Below are 17,135 nucleotides of genomic sequence, written 5' to 3'. Positions count from 1 at the left end.
GCTCTTTTTCCTCCGCCCCGTCTGGCGTAGCCCAGGCTGCGCCCAATCGCTGATATCAGACTTTTAAAACGCCGCGTATAACCGGCGTCAGGTAACCCTGCGCGCGTCATTATTTAGCGTGCAGACGGAATAACCTGACTGTTTCTGAAAGTCACCCCATTAAATAACCCGGCCACGCCAGGTTTTATCCATGCACGTTATTTCCCGTGCAGGACAACTATTGCTTTAAATCAGGGAGATGTCGAAATGAGCGACATGAAACTGGAACAGGTTGCGATCACTTCATCCGGCAACCGTAATGATAAAAAAAGTAAAAAAATGTTTGCCGTGGCGCAGCAGGCAGACCAGCACATTGATATGACGCTGGCGAACCTGCGCAGTCAGCGTCAGGGTCTGACTCAGGCTGAAGCGGCGAAACGACTGGCTTTGTATGGCCGTAATGAAGTGGCGCATGAGAAAGCGCCTCCCGCGCTGATTCAGCTGCTGATGGCGTTTAATAATCCGTTTATCTACGTATTACTGGTCCTGGCGCTGGTGAGCCTGTTTACCGACTATATTCTGCCGCTGCGCGCCGGTCAGGAGACCGATCTCTCCGGCGTCATCATCATCTTCACCATGGTGATGCTGAGCGGGCTGCTGCGCTTCTGGCAGGAGTTTCGCACCAACCGTGCGGCGCAGGCACTGAAGTCACTGGTGCGCAGCCAGGTCACCGTGCTGCGGCGTGAGCCGGGCAGCGAAACCGCGCAGCGTCAGGATGTGGATATGAGTGAACTGGTGCCGGGCGATATCATTCTGCTCAGCACCGGCGATCAGGTGCCTGCCGATGTCCGTCTGCTGAGTTCACGTAATCTGTTTATCAGTGAAGCAGTACTGACCGGCGAGTCGCTGCCGGTTGAGAAACAGAGCAGCGATGCGGGCATCGATGCCGAAGGTCAGACCGCCCAGGAGCGGCTGGCATCACCGAATATCTGCCTGATGGGCACCAGCGTGGCCAGCGGCACAGCCAGCGCAGTCGTGGTAGCGACGGGCGGCGAAACCTGGTTCGGCTCCCTGGCCTCATCGCTGACCGGAAGCCGTCCGCAGACCGCCTTTGATCGCGGGGTGAACAGCGTCAGCAAGCTGCTGATTCGCTTTATGCTGGTGATGGTCCCGGTGGTACTGCTAATTAACGGCTTCACCAAAGGCGACTGGATGGATGCCACGTTGTTTGCACTGGCCGTTGCGGTCGGACTGACCCCGGAAATGCTGCCGATGATTGTCAGCGCTAACCTGGCTAAGGGCGCGATGGCGATGTCACGTCGCAAAGTGATCGTCAAAAAGCTCAACGCCATTCAGAACCTCGGCGCGATGGATGTGCTCTGCACCGACAAAACCGGCACGCTGACCCAGGACACCATCCTGCTGGCGCATCATCTGGACGCGCGGGGCAACGAAGATGCACAGGTGCTGCTGCTGGCATGGCTCAACAGCGGCAGCCAGAGTGGCGCGAAAAACCTGATGGATCGCGCCTTACTCTGCGCGGGCGACAAGGTCATTTCACCGTCTCAGCGCAGCCAGTTCCAGCTGATCGATGAGCTGCCGTTTGATTTTACCCGCCGTCGGGTGTCGGTGCTGGTGGAGGATCTGACTCAGCATCGTTCACGACTGATCTGCAAAGGCGCAGTGGAAGAGATGCTGGCCGTCAGCATTGCCGTGCGGCAGGGCGACACGGTGGTCGCACTGGATGCGGCACAGCGTGCGGCGCTGCTGGCGCAGACCGAACACTATCATCAGCAGGGTTATCGCGTGCTGCTGGTGGCAACCCGTGATGGCGAGCTTCACGCGCCGCTCAGCGACAGTGATGAGCGCGATCTGATTATTCAGGGAATGCTGACCTTCCGCGATCCGCCTAAAGCCAGCGCGGGCAAAGCGATTAAAGCCCTGCGTGACAGCGGCGTGACGGTGAAAGTGCTGACCGGTGACAATCCGCTGGTGACGCTGCGGGTCTGTGCCGATGTCGGGCTGACCGATCCGGCGATGCTGACCGGCGATCAGATTGAGGCGATGAACGATGATGAGCTGGCGCAGGAAGCAGAACGCTGCACCCTGTTTGCTCAGCTGACGCCGCTGCAAAAATCCCGTCTGGTGCGGCTGATGCAGCAGAACGGTCACACCGTCGGGTTCCTGGGCGATGGCATTAATGACGCGCCTGCGCTGCGGGTGGCTGACACCGGGATTTCCGTGGACAGCGCGGCGGATGTGGCGAAAGCCTCATCGGACATCATCCTGCTGGAAAAGGATTTACAGGTGCTGAATGAGGGTGTACTCAAAGGGCGCGAGACCTTTGGCAACATCATCAAGTATCTCAACATGACCGCCAGCTCCAACTTCGGCAACGTTTTCTCGCTGCTGGTGGCCAGTGCCTTTATTCCGTTTCTGCCGATGCTGTCGATTCATCTGCTGATTCAGAACCTGATGTATGACGTTTCCCAGCTGGCGCTGCCGTGGGACAAGGTTGACCGTGAGTTTCTGAATAAGCCGCGTAAATGGGATGCCGGCAACATCAAACGCTTCATGCTGTGGATGGGCCCGACCTCGTCAATTTTTGACGTCACCACCTTTGCGCTGATGTGGTTTGTTTTCGGCGCTAACCATGCAGGCGTGCAGTCGCTGTTCCAGTCCGGCTGGTTTATCGAGGGGCTGCTGTCACAGACACTGGTGGTGCATATGCTGCGTACCTGGAAGATTCCGTTTATTCAGAGTCGCGCCACCTTACCGGTGATGCTGACTACGCTGGCGGTGATGGCGCTGGGCATCCTGATCCCGTTCTCCCCGCTGGGTGCGATGGTAGGTCTGGTGCCACTGCCATGGCAATATTTCCCGTGGCTGGTGCTGACGCTGTTCAGCTACTGCCTGGTGGCACAGGGCATGAAGCGTTTCTACATCCGTCGCTTTGGTCAGTGGTTCTAGGGAGGAGAAGATGAAAAAAGGCAGGCTCGATACGGTCTTTGTCGGCGTGATGATCATCGGCTTAACTCTGATTGCGCTGACGGTCATTGTGCGGTGAAGGCGTTGTGATAGAGCGGTAAGGGAGAGGCAGCGAGGCGACTCGCTGCCTTTTTTTATTGATGCAGTTACTCTTCGTCGCGCTCACGGCTGGCGCGCTGGCGCTCGTAGTATTCATCTTCTGCGGTGATGATCTCATCCATCAGAGAATCCATATCGACCACGCGCTCCTCTTCCACAAACTTCCCGGTAAGCGGCGTTTCCGGTGTCAGTTTGCCATCTTCATAGAGCAGCCAGATCTCTTTGGCATAGCGCGTCTTCAACAGCTGCGGAGCGAACTGACCGTAGTAAGAGGTGATGTTGTCCACGTCACGTTCAAACATCGACTCGGCATGGTTATTGGCCGCCGCATCGACCGCCTGAGGCAGGTCGATAATCACCGGGCCCTGTTCATCCAGCAGCACGTTGAACTCGGATAAGTCACCGTGAACGATACCGGCACAGAGCATACGAACGATGTTGCGGATCATGGTGTGGAAATCCGTGACCGCCTGCTCTTCAGACAGAGAGACATCGCTGAGACGTGGCGCGACCGAGCCATTGGCATCGGTCACCAGCTCCATCAATAACACACCGTCGATGCAGAGATAAGGCTGTGGCACGCGAACACCGGCGTTCGCCAGGCGGAACAGGGCATCTACTTCGGCGGTCTGCCAGGACTCTTCCTGCTGCTTACGGCCGAACTTTGTGCCTTTCTGCATGGCGCGGGCGTTACGGCTGTTACGGGTTTTACGACCTTCCTGATACTGCACGGCCTGCTTGAAGCTACGCTGGGTCGCTTCTTTATAGACTTTGGCGCACTGCACCTTGCCGCCGCATAGCACGGTATAGACGTCTGCTTCTTTGCCGCTTTTCAGCCGCTGCAGGACATCGTCAATCAGGCCGTCATCGACCAGGGGCTGGATTCTGTTTGGGATTTTCATGCGGCTTTATACCTTATTTCACCCGCTTTTCGTATCACTTTGCGATGATGGAAAACATTGGCAATGACTGAACAAAGTTTCTAATTCTACCCTGGAAAGTCGCTTTGTGGGGATGAACCTTGATGAGCTGCGCTTTTGACCTTTGTTTTATCATAAACAATGGATTAGAGGGGAGAGCAGGACGGTTTTATCCGCCAGAGGAACGCTTTGTCATGTATCAGCCCTGTGGGCGGGGATTTCGTGTCAGAGAAATGTGCCTGAAGTGCATGCTGGCAGGCGCCTGAAGGCCGAAATCCTGCCAACAGAATTTCGGCCTGCCTTCGGGATTACTTCAGGCCTTTAAGCACTTTAACCGTACTTTCAATGTCGATCTCATCTTCAGAGAAGATCAGTGTCGTACCCTGGAAGGTGGTGACCGCCAGCTTTTTCAGCGAGCGCATCTCATTGGCGTTCGGGTCAGTTTTCGGCCGGATATTATTCAGCAACAGACCCACTGACAACACCGCGTTCTCTTTATCGACACCGGCATCGACCGGCACTTCTTCGTTGTAGACCAGATAAGACTTAATCGAGGTGATCTTGAGCCGCTCGCCTGCGATATAGATGTATTTGCTTGTCGGCGCGACCTTCACCGCATAGGCGGATAAGCCCTTGTTGTTGGTGGTGGGTTCAAACGTCACCGCCGCATCTTTCTTGATCAGATCAGGATTGGCGACCTTAATCACATGAAAATAGCGGTTATCACCGTTTTCATCTTTGATAAAGCCAAAACCTTTATCTTCAAACCAGGTTGTGATCGTTCCGTTCATCGCCATTTTTGCCTGCTTAATCTACTCAGTTTTTTACAGCGCGCAGTGTAAAACACAATGCCTGCGCAGACTATATAAGTCTGGATGATAATTTTCAGGTGCGCCAGAGGATGTGGGGCGGAAGGGGACTTTGTGGCTGGTTAAGGCGAGAGCGATGGCGTGTGTAGCGGCAGATAAAGACGAAGATGGGTCGGTAGCAGAGCTGGGAACGGACATCAGCCACGTGAGACACGTGGCTGTCAGCATTGTGCGTTTTTATGAGAATACCGGCGGGCGAATGCGGTACTGAGTCAGGCAGATTAACCGGCAAACTGCGTAAAGCTCGTCTGCCGGTGAGTGTCTGTTACTCGTTGCCCCAGCGGTTCAGGAACTCGGCAATTTCATCAATACGCTGCTCATCGATACCCGCTTCACGCGCCATATCCTGCTGCGACTCTTCACTGATCTCTTCGTTGTTCATCAGACGGGTGATCAGCAGCTGGAAGTAATGCGCCAGCGGGGTACGTTCAGCTTCGCTCACTGGCTTAGCGGACTCCGTCGCATACTCATCTGCGACATCATAGTATTTGAGAGAGATTTCGTTATTCATAGGGTGTCCGCAGAGTTGAGTTTGGGTTTAAGCGTTGGCAGGGCGTTGTGGCCCGGCGTAGAGGGGTATTATTTCGTGTTTGGGTTGGGGCTGTAAAGGGGAACAGGGCACACGAGTCTGACTACAGAACCAGCGGTGGTAGCTGTTTGAAGGTGCTGACTAAGCCTTCTCCCCAGCCTTTACGGATAGTCGTGAAGTAGGGATGGTCTTCGGTAATGCGGTATTGCCGGGCATCGCTGAAGCTATCACAAGGGTAGATCATGACGTCGAGCGGCAGGCCAACAGACAGATTGCTGCGCAGGGTCGAATCCAGTGAAATCAGCGCGCATTGCATCGCTTGCTCCAGAGACATGTCGTAGTGCAGCACCCGGTCAATAATCGGTTTGCCGTACTTGCTTTCACCAATCTGGAAATAGGGCGTATCGCGCGTTGCTTCGATGAAATTACCCTGTGGGTAAATATGAAACAGACCAATATCATCCCCGTTGATTTGACCGCCGAGCAGCAGGTTGCAACTGAAGTCTGTCGTACTGCCATTCTGTTGTGCCTCACTGTCACGCTGGATCACCTCACGAACCGTCTCCCCTACCAGTGAAGCGGCCTCGTAAAGGCTGGAGGCATTCAGCAGATTGGGACAATCGGCATTCCTGCTGCGGTGTCGCAGCAGACTGATAATGCTTTGAGTGGTCGCCAGATTACCGGCAGTCTGAAGCACCAGCGTACGATCGCCGTCCTGATGAAACACATGCAGTTTACGGAAGGTGGAAATGTGATCCACCCCTGCATTGGTACGTGAATCGGATGCAAAGACCAGCCCGGATGACAGGCGCATGGCCACACAATAGGTCATACCACACTCCCCTTAAAAAAATGTGCACGCCATCAGCGTGCATGAAGTTTTTACCATCAGCAAGTCGCTACAGGTCAATTTACATCATTTGTACGGCGGCAATCGCGCACATATCTTCGTATCCACCGCCAATGCGTAAACCGCGCACCGGACAGGCATCCAGGTAATCAATACCCACAGCAAGCTTAAGATGTTGATCAGGTATACGGGTATTGTTGGTAATGTCAAAGCAGTGCCAGCGGTCGTCCACCCAGACTTCGGCCCAGGCATGGGTCGCGACATGTGCAGAATCTTTGCTGTGCAGGTAACCGCTGACGTAGCGTGCCGGTATATTCAGGCTACGACAGCAGCTCAGAAAGACATGCGTATGATCCTGGCACACTCCGCTACCGGCGGCGAAAGCCTCAGCGGCACTGTCGGTCACAAGGGTAGAACCAGGGGTGTAAGGCATCCTGAGCAGCAGGTCTCCCATCAGATTTTCCAGGGTGGTCAGAATCGCCTTGGGTTGATAATAGCGCAGGGCAAAAGCCTGAATCGCCGCATCGGGCTGGGTCAGCGGGCTGTGGCGCAGAAAAACGAGCGGCGACAAATGCCCCTGCGCCTGATCTTCAATGCCGTGTTCAATCTCCACCACGCCATGTGCCTGAATGGTGATGGACTCATGCGGTTCATCGAGTGTCAGCACATGCATGATGTTGCCGAAGGCATCAGTGGTGCAAACCGCCTTATCCGGTAAGGTCAGTTCCCAGGATAGTATGCGTTGATGAGGCGATTCCTGAGGCGTCAGCCGCAGGTACTGGATACTCCGTTGCACCGCCTGGTCGTAGCGATAATGCGTGTTGTGCTCAATGCTAAGTTTCATTGCGCCTCCAGATAAGTGTGATGAATACTTTCGGCGATCTCGTTTAACTGGGCGAGAAAGGCATCCAGCCAGTTGTTCAGCCCGATTCTGCTGAGGTCTTTCATGGAACTGAAGCGCAGCTCGGCGTGCAGGATGTGCGCCAGGCGGCGTGGCTGGTTTGCACGGCCCCCTATCAGCTCCAGTTGCTGAACCATATCGTTGATACACGCCAGCAACGAACGCGGCAGCTCGTTGCGCAGGATCATCAGTTCGGCGATGGTCTCCCGGCTCAGCGGCTGCTTATAAATACTATGGTAGGCTTCGCGCGCGCTTACCGCCTGCAGCAGTGTGTCCATGCGGTAATATTCGCGCACCGGATCGTCATCAATATCCATCAGTCTGTTTTTCACCTCCAGCAGACGGGCGGTGCCATCAGCCCGTTCCAGCAGCGTCCCGAGACGAATAAAGTGCATCGCGTCGCTGCGGAGCAGGGTACCGAACATGGCACCACGGAACAGATGAGATCGCTCTTTCACCCAGTCAAAGAAGGCATCGGCACCGTCTGAGCCTATGCCCTGACGGCGTATCGATTTCATCGCGATCCAGGTGGCGTTGATACATTCCCAGACTTCGGATGACAGGCTGCCACGTACCGCATGCGCGTTGTTCCAGCCCATCTGCAGGCAACTAAAAATGCTGCTGTAATTCCGGCTCTCAAGGGCGAAAAACGTGACCAGATTGGGCATCGTCAGTGTCGGGTAAGTCTCAGCATACAGCTCGCTGGTGTTGGTCAGGTTGAGCGGTACCAGCAGATCATGATTACCCCCGTTGCGGATTGGCATCATCGACAGCTTGTTGGTGACGTCCAGTACCCTGGCGATATTTTCTGCCCGCTCCAGATAGCGGGCCATCCAATAGAGTTCACTGGCTGTCCGGCTCAGCATATATCATCCTCCAGTACCCACGTGTCCTTGGTTCCGCCGCCCTGTGACGAATTGACGACCAGCGAACCTTCCGTCAACGCTACGCGGGTAAGGCCGCCGGGCACCAGTCGAATCTCCGCACCACTCAGCGCAAAGGGTCGGAGATCGATATGACGTGGTGCCAGGCCGTCGTTGACAAAAGTGGGACAGGTGGACAACGCCAGCGTGTTTTGCGCGATATAATTCTGCGGACGAGCCAGCAACAGGTCACGGAAGTGGGCGAGCTCAGCTTTGTTCGCGGCGGGTCCAATCAACATGCCGTAACCGCCAGCACCGTGAACCTCTTTCACGACCATTTTTTCGAGGTTGGCCAGCACATACGACAGCTCATTTTTATGTCTGCACTGCCAGGTTGGCACGTTATTGAGGATCGGTTCTTCCTGCAGATAAAAGCGCACCATATCCGGTACGTAGGGGTAGATAGATTTGTCATCAGCCACGCCAGTGCCAATGGCATTGGCCAGGACGACATTGCCAGCCCGGTAAACCGACAGCAGTCCCGGTACCCCGAGCATGGAGTCCGGGCGGAATGCCAGCGGATCGAGGAAAGCGTCATCAACCCGACGATAGATCACATGTATTCTGCATGGCCCGGCAGTCGTGCGCATGAAAAGCATGCCATCCTTCACGAACAGATCGGCGCTTTCAACCAGTTCAACGCCCATCTGCTGGGCCAGGAAGCTGTGTTCGAAGTAAGCGCTGTTAAAGCGGCCTGGGGTCAATACCACCACGGTGGGATCGTTAATGGGCGAGCTTTCGCGAAGCGTTTGTAAAAGATGCGACGGATAGCGTTCTACGGGAGCAATGCGTTGCTGCGCAAAGAGTTCCGGATAGAGCCGCATCATCATTTTACGGTTCTCCAGCATATAAGAGACGCCGGAGGGGGTACGCAGGTTATCTTCCAGGACGTAATATTCGCCATCACTATTGCGCACCATATCTACGCCAACAATATGCGCATAGATATCACGGTGAAGATCAACACCTTGCATACAGGGTTGATATTGTTCGTTAGCCAGAACCTGTTCTGCCGGAATGATTCCCGCCTTCAGAATATGTTGTTCATGGTAGATATCGTAGAGGAAGGCATTGAGTGCCTGCACACGCTGGCGGATGCCGGCATCGAGCATGGCCCATTCGGCGGCCGGGATAATACGTGGCACGCTGTCGAACGGGATCAACCGTTCAGCACCATTATCGTCATCGTAGACATTGAAGGTAATACCTACCCGGTGAAACAGAAGGGCGGCTTCTTCCCGCTTGCGCTGTATAGCCAGGTGATCAGCCTGTTGCAGCCATTGCCAGTAGGCGGCGTAGTGGTCACGGTGCTCACCTTCAGCCAGAAGCATCTCATCAAAAAAGGGTGAAGCGGAGAGATTGATATTCAGCATCGTCACCTCGCAGACGTTAAAGGCTGTCAATCTACCCAAGCATAAAGTGTGCCAGCATCTGAAGAAGCGAAACGGTGCAAAGCCGTAATGTTGCAACGTCAAAGCCCTTTTTTGGTGCATGCCCAGCGAGGGAGTGTCTTAATATGGCGCTTAGTGTGCCGTGGTGAACAAAAAACGACCTTCGCCATCACGATTCCGATCTGAGCTGGATCTCCGCGGAATCGACCAAACGTATCGAAGTGGTGCGCGGGCTAATGTCGTCCTTATACGGCTCCGATGCGCAGGGCGGATACTCCATCCGGAATACAGGCGGGTCGTATAAGGTGAATAAAACGGTAAAGATCCGCGAGGGGGTTTTGAATCTGACCGATAACAATCTCAACCGTGGCGACGATAGCTATAACGAACATGGCAGCAGATATTTCGCTGCGGTTGATTATCGTTTCTGGCGTAATGTTCTGGCCGGGACGGTTGAGGTCCCGGCTGTTTTCTGTGTCCGCAGTCTGACTGACGGGATATTTTCACTGGCACTGCACGAAGTGGGGAAGCTGTTTTACGAGCTTTGTTCACAACCCGATAATCAGTGTGAAAGATTATTTTGCGCGTGCAAGAATCGCGTACGCCAGGGCTTGAGCACCCATAACGCCAGACCGGCGGTGATAAAGTCGAAGGTAATAGCGCAGCCAAAGACCAGGTGCCAGTTATGGGTGTGCTGATACATCAGTGCCGCCAGCGGACCGCCAAAGATTGCGCCGATACCCTGTGAAATATACAACCAACCATAGTTCGCTGAAGCATTTTCACTGCCAAAGGTGTCGGTCAGTGTGGATGGGAACAGCGAGAAGATTTCACCCCAGCCAAAGAACACTACGCCTGAAAGCAGTACGAATAGCAACGGATCTTCGCGGCAGGCAAGCCACAGCGTCATCGCAACACCTTCCAGCGCGAAGGCAACAAACATAGTATTTTCGCGGCCGTAGCGGTCAGAAATAAAACCAAACAGTGGGCGTGTTAAACCGTTAGTGAAACGGTCGATAGTCAGCGCCAGGGGCAGCGCGGCCATACCGAAAATTACCGCCTTGCTGATGCCGAAGTCTTCGGCAAAAATCGCCATCTGCGAGGTTACCATCAGTCCCGATGTCGACATCATGGTCATCATGATGAACATCAGCCAGAACAGTGGCTGGCGCAGCATTTCCCCGGACCTGAACTGGCGCTGGTCCGGCACAGGCGACGGTATTTTGCTGACCGACATCGTCATGCTGGTTTCAGGCAGTCTCAGGCTTTGACTGGCGAGAAGACCCACGGCGGCAAAGAGCAGGCCAAATATGGTCATTGTCTGTTCCAGCCCGTAGCTGTTTAGAGAAATGGAAATCGGGAAGGTGGTAAAAATTGCCCCCATGCCGTAGCCCGCCGCCACGGTTCCGGCGGCAAAACCGCGCTGCTGTGGAAACCACTTCATTACCAGTCCCACCACGCCGATATAAACAATACCCGTACCCAGTCCGCCAAGGCAGCCATAGACCAGATACAGTGAAGTCAGGCTATTGACCCGGGCGGCGATTACCCAGCTAAAACCTGCCATTAGTGTACCGATAGAGATCAGCAGACGTGGACCAAAACGCTCTACCAGTCGACCCTGGAAGGGTGAGAAAAATGTCTGCAGAATAATCAGCAGCGAGAACGTTACCTGCAGTTCCGCCAGCCCGACGCCGAGTTTAGCAATCATAGGTTTGGTTAACAGCGTCCAGACATACTGCGGACTGGAAATTGACGCCATGCAAAGTAATCCAAGCAGAAGCTGTACCCACTTGCTGTGTTTCGCTATTACCACCGGTTCGCTCATCGAGGCCATTGTCTGTCTCCTAAATTACGCTTTGCTCTGCTTAACCACTTTTTTGTCGCATTACCTGCTAATGCTCCATCCCCGAAACCTTCATCCTGACACGCAGATGTATACGTGAAGCCATAAGCAGGATGTGTGCCAGTTTAAAAAAGACATTAAATTCAAATGGTAATGGAATGGCGGGGGGAGTAAATGTTATGGGCTGCAAAAAATCAGTGCGCTGAGATGGTGCGTCGGAAGAGGTTTGATGGCCCGAAAGCAATCAGGTACATTTTGATTTCCGGGATGATGCACTAATGACGTTTGTCGAAAAAGTTGACCAGGTGCCTGAAATTCTCGGATTGGGGGTACAAAAAAGCCCGCAAGGCTTTCACCTTGCAGGCTCTCAGGACTTCGATGATGGTTCTGGTAACCATCAACCAGGAATTTAGTGGCTGGCGGGAGTTGAACCTGTCTTGTAGTGGACTGATTATAAAAGTAAAGCTATTTAGCTTTTCAGGTTCTGACTACCAAACGTACTACCAGAATGTTTTGTTGGAAAATTGTACATTACCGGGGAGGGGTTAACTACACTTCGCTAAGTATAACACGGGAAGCTAATATGCTTTTGCGTGTCCAGCCTGTTCACTGTCCATATATAATATTAAAAATAATTATATTTATTGTATAGATACTTCCTCTCTGTGCATGTTCATATATGGACAACGCTATCCATAATTTACCGTTTGTTGGGTAAAGCTTGAGGTATGGCGTGGTGGGTCGGTATGAAAAAATTCGGGCGCTACGTTTTGCCTCGTGTTTTTGCATACCATAATCGAACGCCGTCCGAAAAATTGGCAAGATAGAAATTACCCCTCCCCGGTAATGCTCAAACTTCACATTTTGATAAGTGCTTTTTGCACCTCAACGATTCTCAACATTTTTGCCATGCCCATGCCCATAAAGCGTGCGTGCGCGGTTACACCGGGGAGTGAGCGGCGTCAAGTCTAAAAGTTAAGGCGAGTAATTTTACTGAAAGGAAATTGAGGCAGGCGGTAAGGCGTTGCCGCTTTTCTCTCCGTGGAGATAGCCTGTTGGGGATTTTACTACATTACGGGCATGGGGTAGTAAGTTATACTGTTACTTTGATTCATTTCTTTCTATTAAACCGTTTTCATTAATGGTGTATTCGCCATCGTCAACGCCGAATGAAATATTATTATTTTGGGTATTCCATATGGAAAAAATTCTGTTCTTATCAATGCAATTTAACGGTGGTTGCATATCCTCAAAGCACCGCCTATCGTATTTATCTCGCTCTTTGTAGCCATCTCCAAAATCCCAGAAGACTATAGAGTAAAAACCATTTTTTTCAGGTTGCGGAATATTATATTTTTCTTTCAATATGTCCTTGTTTTTCAGCCACCAGCTAATTTTGCCCCTGTCAGTAAAGGGGAAGTTTCTTACCAAGACTGAGCTAAACTCTCCATCTTTATGTACTGCCACAATCTTCACCGGACGCAGTGATAGCCAAAGCCAGTAACCAAACAATACGCAGACAGCCAAGGTGAGCAAGGCAATAGTTTTCTTATTTTTCACTCTCACTTTCGGTCTCCAGTAATTTCTATGGCAGCTTCCATGTTGGTCATAAAGGGCTTAAAACCAAACTGATTGTATCGCTGTAACACAAACCAGATACGGAAAAAGCGGAACTGGCTGAACTTGAATTTTGAAATATCGTCAACATCAAGGCCAAAGTGATCCTGGACATTGTAATGCACCTCCGCCCGGTAACGGTCATTATCAACCTGTAGCGATTTTATGGTGATATGCGTTGCCCATGTGTCGTGAACGGTAATACCCATCCCGTTAAAATTATCCTGAAATCGGTCGAATTTAGGCAATTTACTATCCAGGATGACTTTTCTTAATTTGTCTTTTTCTTTTGCTGGATAACATTTATTTTCCCAGTCTATAAAAGTATTAAATGCTTTCTCTAACCGCAAGCGCGTACTGTTCTCTGTCGAATTCTCTCTGAGAATATGCTCCTTCAAAGCACCGTCCAGGTGCATACTGGTGAACGGTTTGCCATTACCGTACTGCATATGAGTGATCATCTTTTCGATCAGGTGTTTGTAGGGGCCATAAATCGAGAACAGGCGCGATAAATCGCGGAATTCATCAAACAAGATATTGGCACATTGCTGCCGGGTGATCTTTTCCTCTTCTCCACGGAAGCCATAAAACATAGACTGTGGCTGAGTAAATGGAGTTATTTTCGTCAGGTGGTAAGGGCTGGCTCTGGTGGAAACATCCAGCAAATGAAAATGCGTTTTTAACTGTGATTCTGATAAATCGCCGCAGCACATATCTTTAGCGCTGTTGTCGTCCATCCGGTTTTGCGTTTGAAAAATAGTACAGAGAAACTGTAGGGCGGTCATCTTGATACATTCCTTGTGTCATGGTCCGCTGAAGTCTTCACAAAGAATAATACGCGGAGACTGGCGGTAGTGTAAATCATGCAGTAATCCTGCCCGTAACTTTTTGCGGATTCCTTGCAGGGGGATGGATTTATTGCTGTCTCTAAGTGAGGGGCGCAGATTTATTCATCTTTAATCTTCATCATTTCACCATTTTCCTTTGTACGATAGAATCCATCATGAACGCCAAAAAATATATGTTTACCTCTGTCGTTCCATACAGTGAAAACCTTATCTTTCTCTATGCAATTTCTCGGCGGCTTCATGTCGCTAAAACATAAATTGTCATAGCCATCAGTTTCTTTATAACCTTCGCCGAAATCCCAGAAAATAACTTCGAAAAAGCCATCATTATCTGGGGCGGGAACGTCATATTCTTTTTTAAGCATATCCTTGTTTTTCAGCCACCAGTCGATTTTCCCCTTGTCCGTAATCGGGAAGTTTTTTACTAAAACTGAGCTGTAGTTACCGTCTTTATGAACGGCAACAATTTCTACCGTTCGCAGCGACAGCCAGAGTACACATGTCAGTAGCAAGCTAACGGAGAACGATAGCGCAAGTAGAATTTTTTTGAGGTTAGCTTTCATTGCGTTCCCCGGTGATTTCAATTTTGGCTTCAATATTTGTCATGAATGGCTTGAAACCAAACTGGTTGTATCGCTGTAACACAAACCAGATACGGAAAAAGCGGAACTGGCTGAACTTGAATTTTGAAATATCGTCAACATCAAGGCCAAAGTGATCCTGGACATTGTAATGCACCACCGCCCGGTAACGGTCATTATCAACCTGTAGCGATTTTATGGTGATATGCGTTGCCCAGGTATCGTGTACAGTAATCCCCATGCCGTTATAATTATCCTGAAACCTGTTGAATTTGGGGAGTTTCCCGAATGCTATTGCTTTACGTAGTTCATCTTTATTTTTTATGGGGTAATTTTTATTATCCCAGTCAATAAAAGCATTAAATGTTTTCTCTAACCGCAAGCGCGTACTGTTCTCTGTCGAATTCTCTCTGAGAATATGCTCCTTCAAAGCACCGTCCAGGTGCATACTGGTGAACGGTTTGCCATTACCGTACTGCATATGAGTGATCATCTTTTCGATCAGGTGCTTGTAGGGGCCATAAATCGAGAACAGGCGCGATAAATCGCGGAATTCATCAAACAAGATATTGGCACATTGCTGCCGGGTGATCTTTTCCCCTTCTCCACGGAAGCCATAAAACATAGACTGTGGCTGAGTAAATGGGGTTATTTTCGTCAGGTGGTAAGGGTTGGCTTTGGTGGAAACATCCAGCAAATGAAAATGCGTTTTTAACTGTGATTCTGATAAATCGCCGCAGCACATATCTTTAGCGCTGTTGTCGTCCATCCTGTTTTGCGTTTGAAAAATAGTACAGGGAAACTGTAGGGCGGTCATCTTGATACATTCCTTGTGTCATCGTCCTTTGAAGTCTTCACAAGGAATAATACGCGGAGACTGGCGGGAGTGTAAATCATGCAGTAATCCTGCCCGTAATTTTTTGCGGATTCCGGGCTGGGAGGATATTGGACGCTCTACGCTAATCATTCATCATTAAAATGCTACGTAGAATCTTTAAGGCTTCCGGAGATCTCCTGCGCAATACCTTTCGCAACGGTGGCTTATGTCTGGAGCTCGATGTTGTCAATGAGCACATCTGTAAGCTGTGAAACCTGCCGGCATGAATTGCTGATAGCGTTGCTGGTCATTAAGACAATCGGATTGCTGGCAGCTGCCTGTAACTGCACCTGACCGTCATACGTCATATCCTGCGCTGGTGACGCTGGCGTAACGGGTTTTGCTTCGCTTTCGGCCTTCGCTATTTCGTCCTCACCCATGCCGAACCAGTCTCTCACCTTCTGCCAGCTTTACCGATTTCACTAAAGCCTTTCAGGTCGATCCCCACCACTTTATTGTGAAAAAATACTATCCAGCTCAATTTGCCGTTGCTCTGATACTTCCTCTTGTTGCTTCTGCGGGTCAATCCCTTGCGCAAGCAGAGACAGATATTGGTCACGCATTTGGCGAGCGTCAGGGCAGGGTAAGAGCCTAGGCTGAGATTTGTGCGGCTACTGCTATTTGGCCGCTGGTAGCGAAAACGCCACAGCTTTTTACCTGAGGTTTTGACGAGCAGGAAAAACTCCATCGCCATCATGCAGCGTAAAATCTTTCTCTTGAGGCTTAGCTTTGAGGATTTCGTTATTGGTGAGGGGGCGAGTCATCCGCGCCATGACTGGTTTCCGTCCATAATTGGTACACGTTTTTGGCCGACATTACGGCGTGTACTTAAACGTGTACCCACTATCACCAGATTCAGGCGAATCATCCCGGCTAATCACAAACACAAAAAAGCCCGCAAGGCTTTCACCTTGCGGGCTCTCAGGACTTCGATGATGGTTCTGGTAACCATCAACCAAGAATTTTGGTGGAGCTGGCGGGAGTTGAACCCGCGTCCGAAATTACTACACCGTCGGCACTACATGCTTAGTCAGTTTTTACATTCACCGGTTAGCTGCGAACAGACACGCCACTAACAGACTAGCCTGATTGGATTTAACGCTTCAACCCCAGGCAAGGCATCCACGCGATCTCTTTTGGGTTTGACTTCTCTTGATCCCCGTCTTAAGAGCGGAAGCTAGGGAGAGAAGGCTCTAAGCAGGTTATTAAGCTGCTAGTGCGTAGTTTTCGTCGTTTGCGACTATTTTTTTGCGGCTTTTTACGAGGCAAACCGCCCCTCGGCATGCTCCTAAGGCTTCACAATCCCGTCGAGTCCAGAATCAGCCCCAGAACTTCAAATACTAGCAACAAAACAACTCAAAATCCAGTACTTAACGCTTTGAATTCTTCATGATACGTGCTTTGTCTAATTGCCATTCGCGGTCTTTGATATCATCGCGCTTGTCGTGCTCTTTTTTACCGCGTGCAACACCAATCTTCAGTTTGCACCAGGCGTTCTTCCAGTACAGCGACAGCGCCACGATGGTGTAGCCTTCGCGGTTGACGCGGCCATACAGTGAGTCGAGTTCACGTTGCTTCAGTAGCAGCTTACGGCTGCGCGTCGGGTCACAGACCACGTGACTGGAGGCAACGGCTAAGGGTTGAAAGGTTGAACCGAACAGAAAGGCTTCGCCATCGCGCAGCAGAATATAGCTGTCGCTGATGTTGGCTTTACCAGCACGAAGTGACTTAACTTCCCATCCTTGTAACGACAATCCCGCTTCGTACTCCTCTTCAATGAAGTACTCGTGACGGGCGCGTTTGTTCATGGCAACAGTGGCAGAACCGGGTTTGTGTGCTTTTTTCTTTGTCATAGTGCGGCGTATTTTACATCACTTAGTCGGTTATCGCATCCCCAGTCCAGCGGGGCGGCAGGAA

Annotated in this window: 17 protein-coding genes, 1 other RNA gene and 2 pseudogenes; 4 read left to right on the top strand and 16 right to left on the bottom strand. The window is 51.3% G+C overall.

Annotated elements, in window-relative coordinates; genetic code table 11:
- Nucleotides 1-246: 246 nt before the first annotated feature.
- Together mgtA and mgtU are read left to right on the top strand one after the other, a co-directional pair.
- A complete protein-coding gene (mgtA, locus tag AC0T7J_RS07240; protein ID WP_473793105.1) occupies nt 247-2,949 on the top strand; it encodes a magnesium-translocating P-type ATPase in 2,703 nt (900 codons plus the stop codon).
- Nucleotides 2,950-2,959: 10 nt separating this feature from the next.
- A complete protein-coding gene (mgtU, locus tag AC0T7J_RS07235; RefSeq protein WP_368656836.1) occupies nt 2,960-3,046 on the top strand; it encodes a magnesium transporter protection protein MgtU in 87 nt (28 codons plus the stop codon).
- 67 nt (nt 3,047-3,113) lie between these two features.
- Here the strand turns inward: mgtU and AC0T7J_RS07230 are convergent, their stop codons facing one another.
- The 7 genes from AC0T7J_RS07230 to AC0T7J_RS07200 all read right to left on the bottom strand — a co-directional run bounded on the left by AC0T7J_RS07230 (nt 3,114) and on the right by AC0T7J_RS07200 (nt 9,431).
- On the bottom strand, nt 3,114-3,968 hold the full coding sequence (locus AC0T7J_RS07230; protein WP_033786757.1) for a PA4780 family RIO1-like protein kinase: 855 nt from the start codon (nt 3,966-3,968) through the stop codon (nt 3,114-3,116).
- 326 nt (nt 3,969-4,294) lie between these two features.
- Entirely contained in the window at nt 4,295-4,783 is a 489-nt protein-coding gene (locus tag AC0T7J_RS07225) for a cold-shock protein (protein WP_010257735.1), read from the bottom strand.
- Between the two features lie 337 nt (nt 4,784-5,120).
- Nucleotides 5,121-5,366 carry a YmjA family protein gene (locus AC0T7J_RS07220; RefSeq protein ID WP_010672163.1) on the bottom strand — a complete coding sequence of 82 codons (246 nt, stop codon included), beginning with the start codon at nt 5,364-5,366 and terminating at the stop codon, nt 5,121-5,123.
- A 121-nt stretch (nt 5,367-5,487) separates the two neighbouring features.
- A complete protein-coding gene (locus AC0T7J_RS07215) occupies nt 5,488-6,216 on the bottom strand; it encodes a proteasome-type protease (RefSeq protein ID WP_031594062.1) in 729 nt (242 codons plus the stop codon).
- A gap of 79 nt (nt 6,217-6,295) precedes the next feature.
- The gene (locus AC0T7J_RS07210) at nt 6,296-7,078 is read right to left on the bottom strand and encodes a transglutaminase family protein (RefSeq protein ID WP_473793102.1); all 783 of its coding nucleotides are present in this window, start codon (nt 7,076-7,078) and stop codon (nt 6,296-6,298) included.
- Complete coding sequence (locus AC0T7J_RS07205; RefSeq protein WP_473793100.1) at nt 7,075-8,001, bottom strand: alpha-E domain-containing protein; 927 nt, start codon at nt 7,999-8,001, stop codon at nt 7,075-7,077. Before AC0T7J_RS07205 ends, AC0T7J_RS07210 begins: the two co-directional genes overlap by 4 nt.
- A complete protein-coding gene (locus AC0T7J_RS07200; protein ID WP_045139728.1) occupies nt 7,995-9,431 on the bottom strand; it encodes a circularly permuted type 2 ATP-grasp protein in 1,437 nt (478 codons plus the stop codon). The genes AC0T7J_RS07205 and AC0T7J_RS07200 overlap by 7 nt, the downstream gene beginning before the upstream one ends.
- A 182-nt stretch (nt 9,432-9,613) precedes the next feature.
- On the opposite strand from AC0T7J_RS07200, the pseudogene AC0T7J_RS07195 reads away from it, so the two are divergent.
- Nucleotides 9,614-9,721: pseudogene (locus AC0T7J_RS07195) on the top strand (TonB-dependent receptor plug domain-containing protein); the annotation flags it as partial.
- Between the two features lie 290 nt (nt 9,722-10,011).
- On the opposite strand, the gene oxlT reads toward AC0T7J_RS07195, so the two are convergent.
- Nucleotides 10,012-11,286 carry an oxalate/formate MFS antiporter gene (gene oxlT / locus AC0T7J_RS07190; RefSeq protein ID WP_031594138.1) on the bottom strand — a complete coding sequence of 425 codons (1,275 nt, stop codon included), beginning with the start codon at nt 11,284-11,286 and terminating at the stop codon, nt 10,012-10,014.
- A gap of 287 nt (nt 11,287-11,573) precedes the next feature.
- On the opposite strand from oxlT, the gene AC0T7J_RS07185 reads away from it, so the two are divergent.
- Nucleotides 11,574-11,708: a hypothetical protein gene (locus AC0T7J_RS07185; RefSeq protein ID WP_264704793.1), complete on the top strand. Its 135-nt coding sequence runs from the start codon at nt 11,574-11,576 to the stop codon at nt 11,706-11,708.
- Nucleotides 11,709-12,396: 688 nt separating this feature from the next.
- On the opposite strand, the gene AC0T7J_RS07180 is transcribed toward AC0T7J_RS07185, so the two are convergent.
- The 8 genes and pseudogenes from AC0T7J_RS07180 to smpB form a co-directional block, all read right to left on the bottom strand.
- Nucleotides 12,397-12,861, bottom strand: coding sequence for a DUF943 family protein (locus tag AC0T7J_RS07180; RefSeq protein ID WP_031594139.1), 465 nt, complete (start codon nt 12,859-12,861; stop codon nt 12,397-12,399).
- Nucleotides 12,858-13,697, bottom strand: a complete 840-nt coding sequence (locus tag AC0T7J_RS07175; protein WP_473793096.1) for a YPO3983 family protein — start codon at nt 13,695-13,697, stop codon at nt 12,858-12,860. The genes AC0T7J_RS07180 and AC0T7J_RS07175 overlap by 4 nt, the downstream gene beginning before the upstream one ends.
- Nucleotides 13,698-13,858: 161 nt before the next feature.
- A complete protein-coding gene (locus AC0T7J_RS07170) occupies nt 13,859-14,323 on the bottom strand; it encodes a DUF943 family protein (RefSeq protein WP_473793094.1) in 465 nt (154 codons plus the stop codon).
- Nucleotides 14,313-15,158: a YPO3983 family protein gene (locus tag AC0T7J_RS07165; protein WP_473793092.1), complete on the bottom strand. Its 846-nt coding sequence runs from the start codon at nt 15,156-15,158 to the stop codon at nt 14,313-14,315. Before AC0T7J_RS07165 ends, AC0T7J_RS07170 begins: the two co-directional genes overlap by 11 nt.
- Before the next feature lie 224 nt (nt 15,159-15,382).
- Nucleotides 15,383-15,598: a hypothetical protein gene (locus AC0T7J_RS07160; RefSeq protein ID WP_473793091.1), complete on the bottom strand. Its 216-nt coding sequence runs from the start codon at nt 15,596-15,598 to the stop codon at nt 15,383-15,385.
- 78 nt (nt 15,599-15,676) lie between these two features.
- A pseudogene (locus AC0T7J_RS07155) lies at nt 15,677-15,991 on the bottom strand (integrase arm-type DNA-binding domain-containing protein); the annotation flags it as partial.
- Nucleotides 15,992-16,183: 192 nt separating this feature from the next.
- Nucleotides 16,184-16,545, bottom strand: a transfer-messenger RNA (tmRNA) gene (gene ssrA, locus AC0T7J_RS07150).
- Nucleotides 16,546-16,588: 43 nt separating this feature from the next.
- Nucleotides 16,589-17,071, bottom strand: a complete 483-nt coding sequence (smpB, locus tag AC0T7J_RS07145; protein WP_010257694.1) for an SsrA-binding protein SmpB — start codon at nt 17,069-17,071, stop codon at nt 16,589-16,591.
- Nucleotides 17,072-17,135: the final 64 nt, after the last annotated feature.

Source organism: Pantoea sp. E956-1 (assembly GCF_982223955.1).
Note: the sequence above shows the minus strand (reverse complement) of the source record. Positions and strands in the feature narration are given on the sequence as shown.

Bases quoted from the DNA above. Each gene is read 5' to 3' on its own strand.
- AC0T7J_RS07160 (WP_473793091.1), bottom strand. From the start codon at position 15,598: ATGGGTGAGGACGAAATAGCGAAGGCCGAAAGCGAAGCAAAACCCGTT.
- AC0T7J_RS07230 (WP_033786757.1), bottom strand. From the start codon at position 3,968: ATGAAAATCCCAAACAGAATCCAGCCCCTGGTCGATGACGGCCTGATT.
- AC0T7J_RS07175 (WP_473793096.1), bottom strand. From the start codon at position 13,697: ATGACCGCCCTACAGTTTCTCTGTACTATTTTTCAAACGCAAAACCGG.
- smpB (WP_010257694.1), bottom strand. From the start codon at position 17,071: ATGACAAAGAAAAAAGCACACAAACCCGGTTCTGCCACTGTTGCCATG.
- AC0T7J_RS07200 (WP_045139728.1), bottom strand. From the start codon at position 9,431: ATGCTGAATATCAATCTCTCCGCTTCACCCTTTTTTGATGAGATGCTT.
- AC0T7J_RS07225 (WP_010257735.1), bottom strand. From the start codon at position 4,783: ATGGCGATGAACGGAACGATCACAACCTGGTTTGAAGATAAAGGTTTT.
- AC0T7J_RS07220 (WP_010672163.1), bottom strand. From the start codon at position 5,366: ATGAATAACGAAATCTCTCTCAAATACTATGATGTCGCAGATGAGTAT.
- AC0T7J_RS07205 (WP_473793100.1), bottom strand. From the start codon at position 8,001: ATGCTGAGCCGGACAGCCAGTGAACTCTATTGGATGGCCCGCTATCTG.
- AC0T7J_RS07165 (WP_473793092.1), bottom strand. From the start codon at position 15,158: ATGACCGCCCTACAGTTTCCCTGTACTATTTTTCAAACGCAAAACAGG.
- mgtU (WP_368656836.1), top strand. From the start codon at position 2,960: ATGAAAAAAGGCAGGCTCGATACGGTCTTTGTCGGCGTGATGATCATC.
- AC0T7J_RS07170 (WP_473793094.1), bottom strand. From the start codon at position 14,323: ATGAAAGCTAACCTCAAAAAAATTCTACTTGCGCTATCGTTCTCCGTT.
- AC0T7J_RS07185 (WP_264704793.1), top strand. From the start codon at position 11,574: ATGACGTTTGTCGAAAAAGTTGACCAGGTGCCTGAAATTCTCGGATTG.
- oxlT (WP_031594138.1), bottom strand. From the start codon at position 11,286: ATGGCCTCGATGAGCGAACCGGTGGTAATAGCGAAACACAGCAAGTGG.
- AC0T7J_RS07210 (WP_473793102.1), bottom strand. From the start codon at position 7,078: ATGAAACTTAGCATTGAGCACAACACGCATTATCGCTACGACCAGGCG.
- AC0T7J_RS07215 (WP_031594062.1), bottom strand. From the start codon at position 6,216: ATGACCTATTGTGTGGCCATGCGCCTGTCATCCGGGCTGGTCTTTGCA.
- mgtA (WP_473793105.1), top strand. From the start codon at position 247: ATGAGCGACATGAAACTGGAACAGGTTGCGATCACTTCATCCGGCAAC.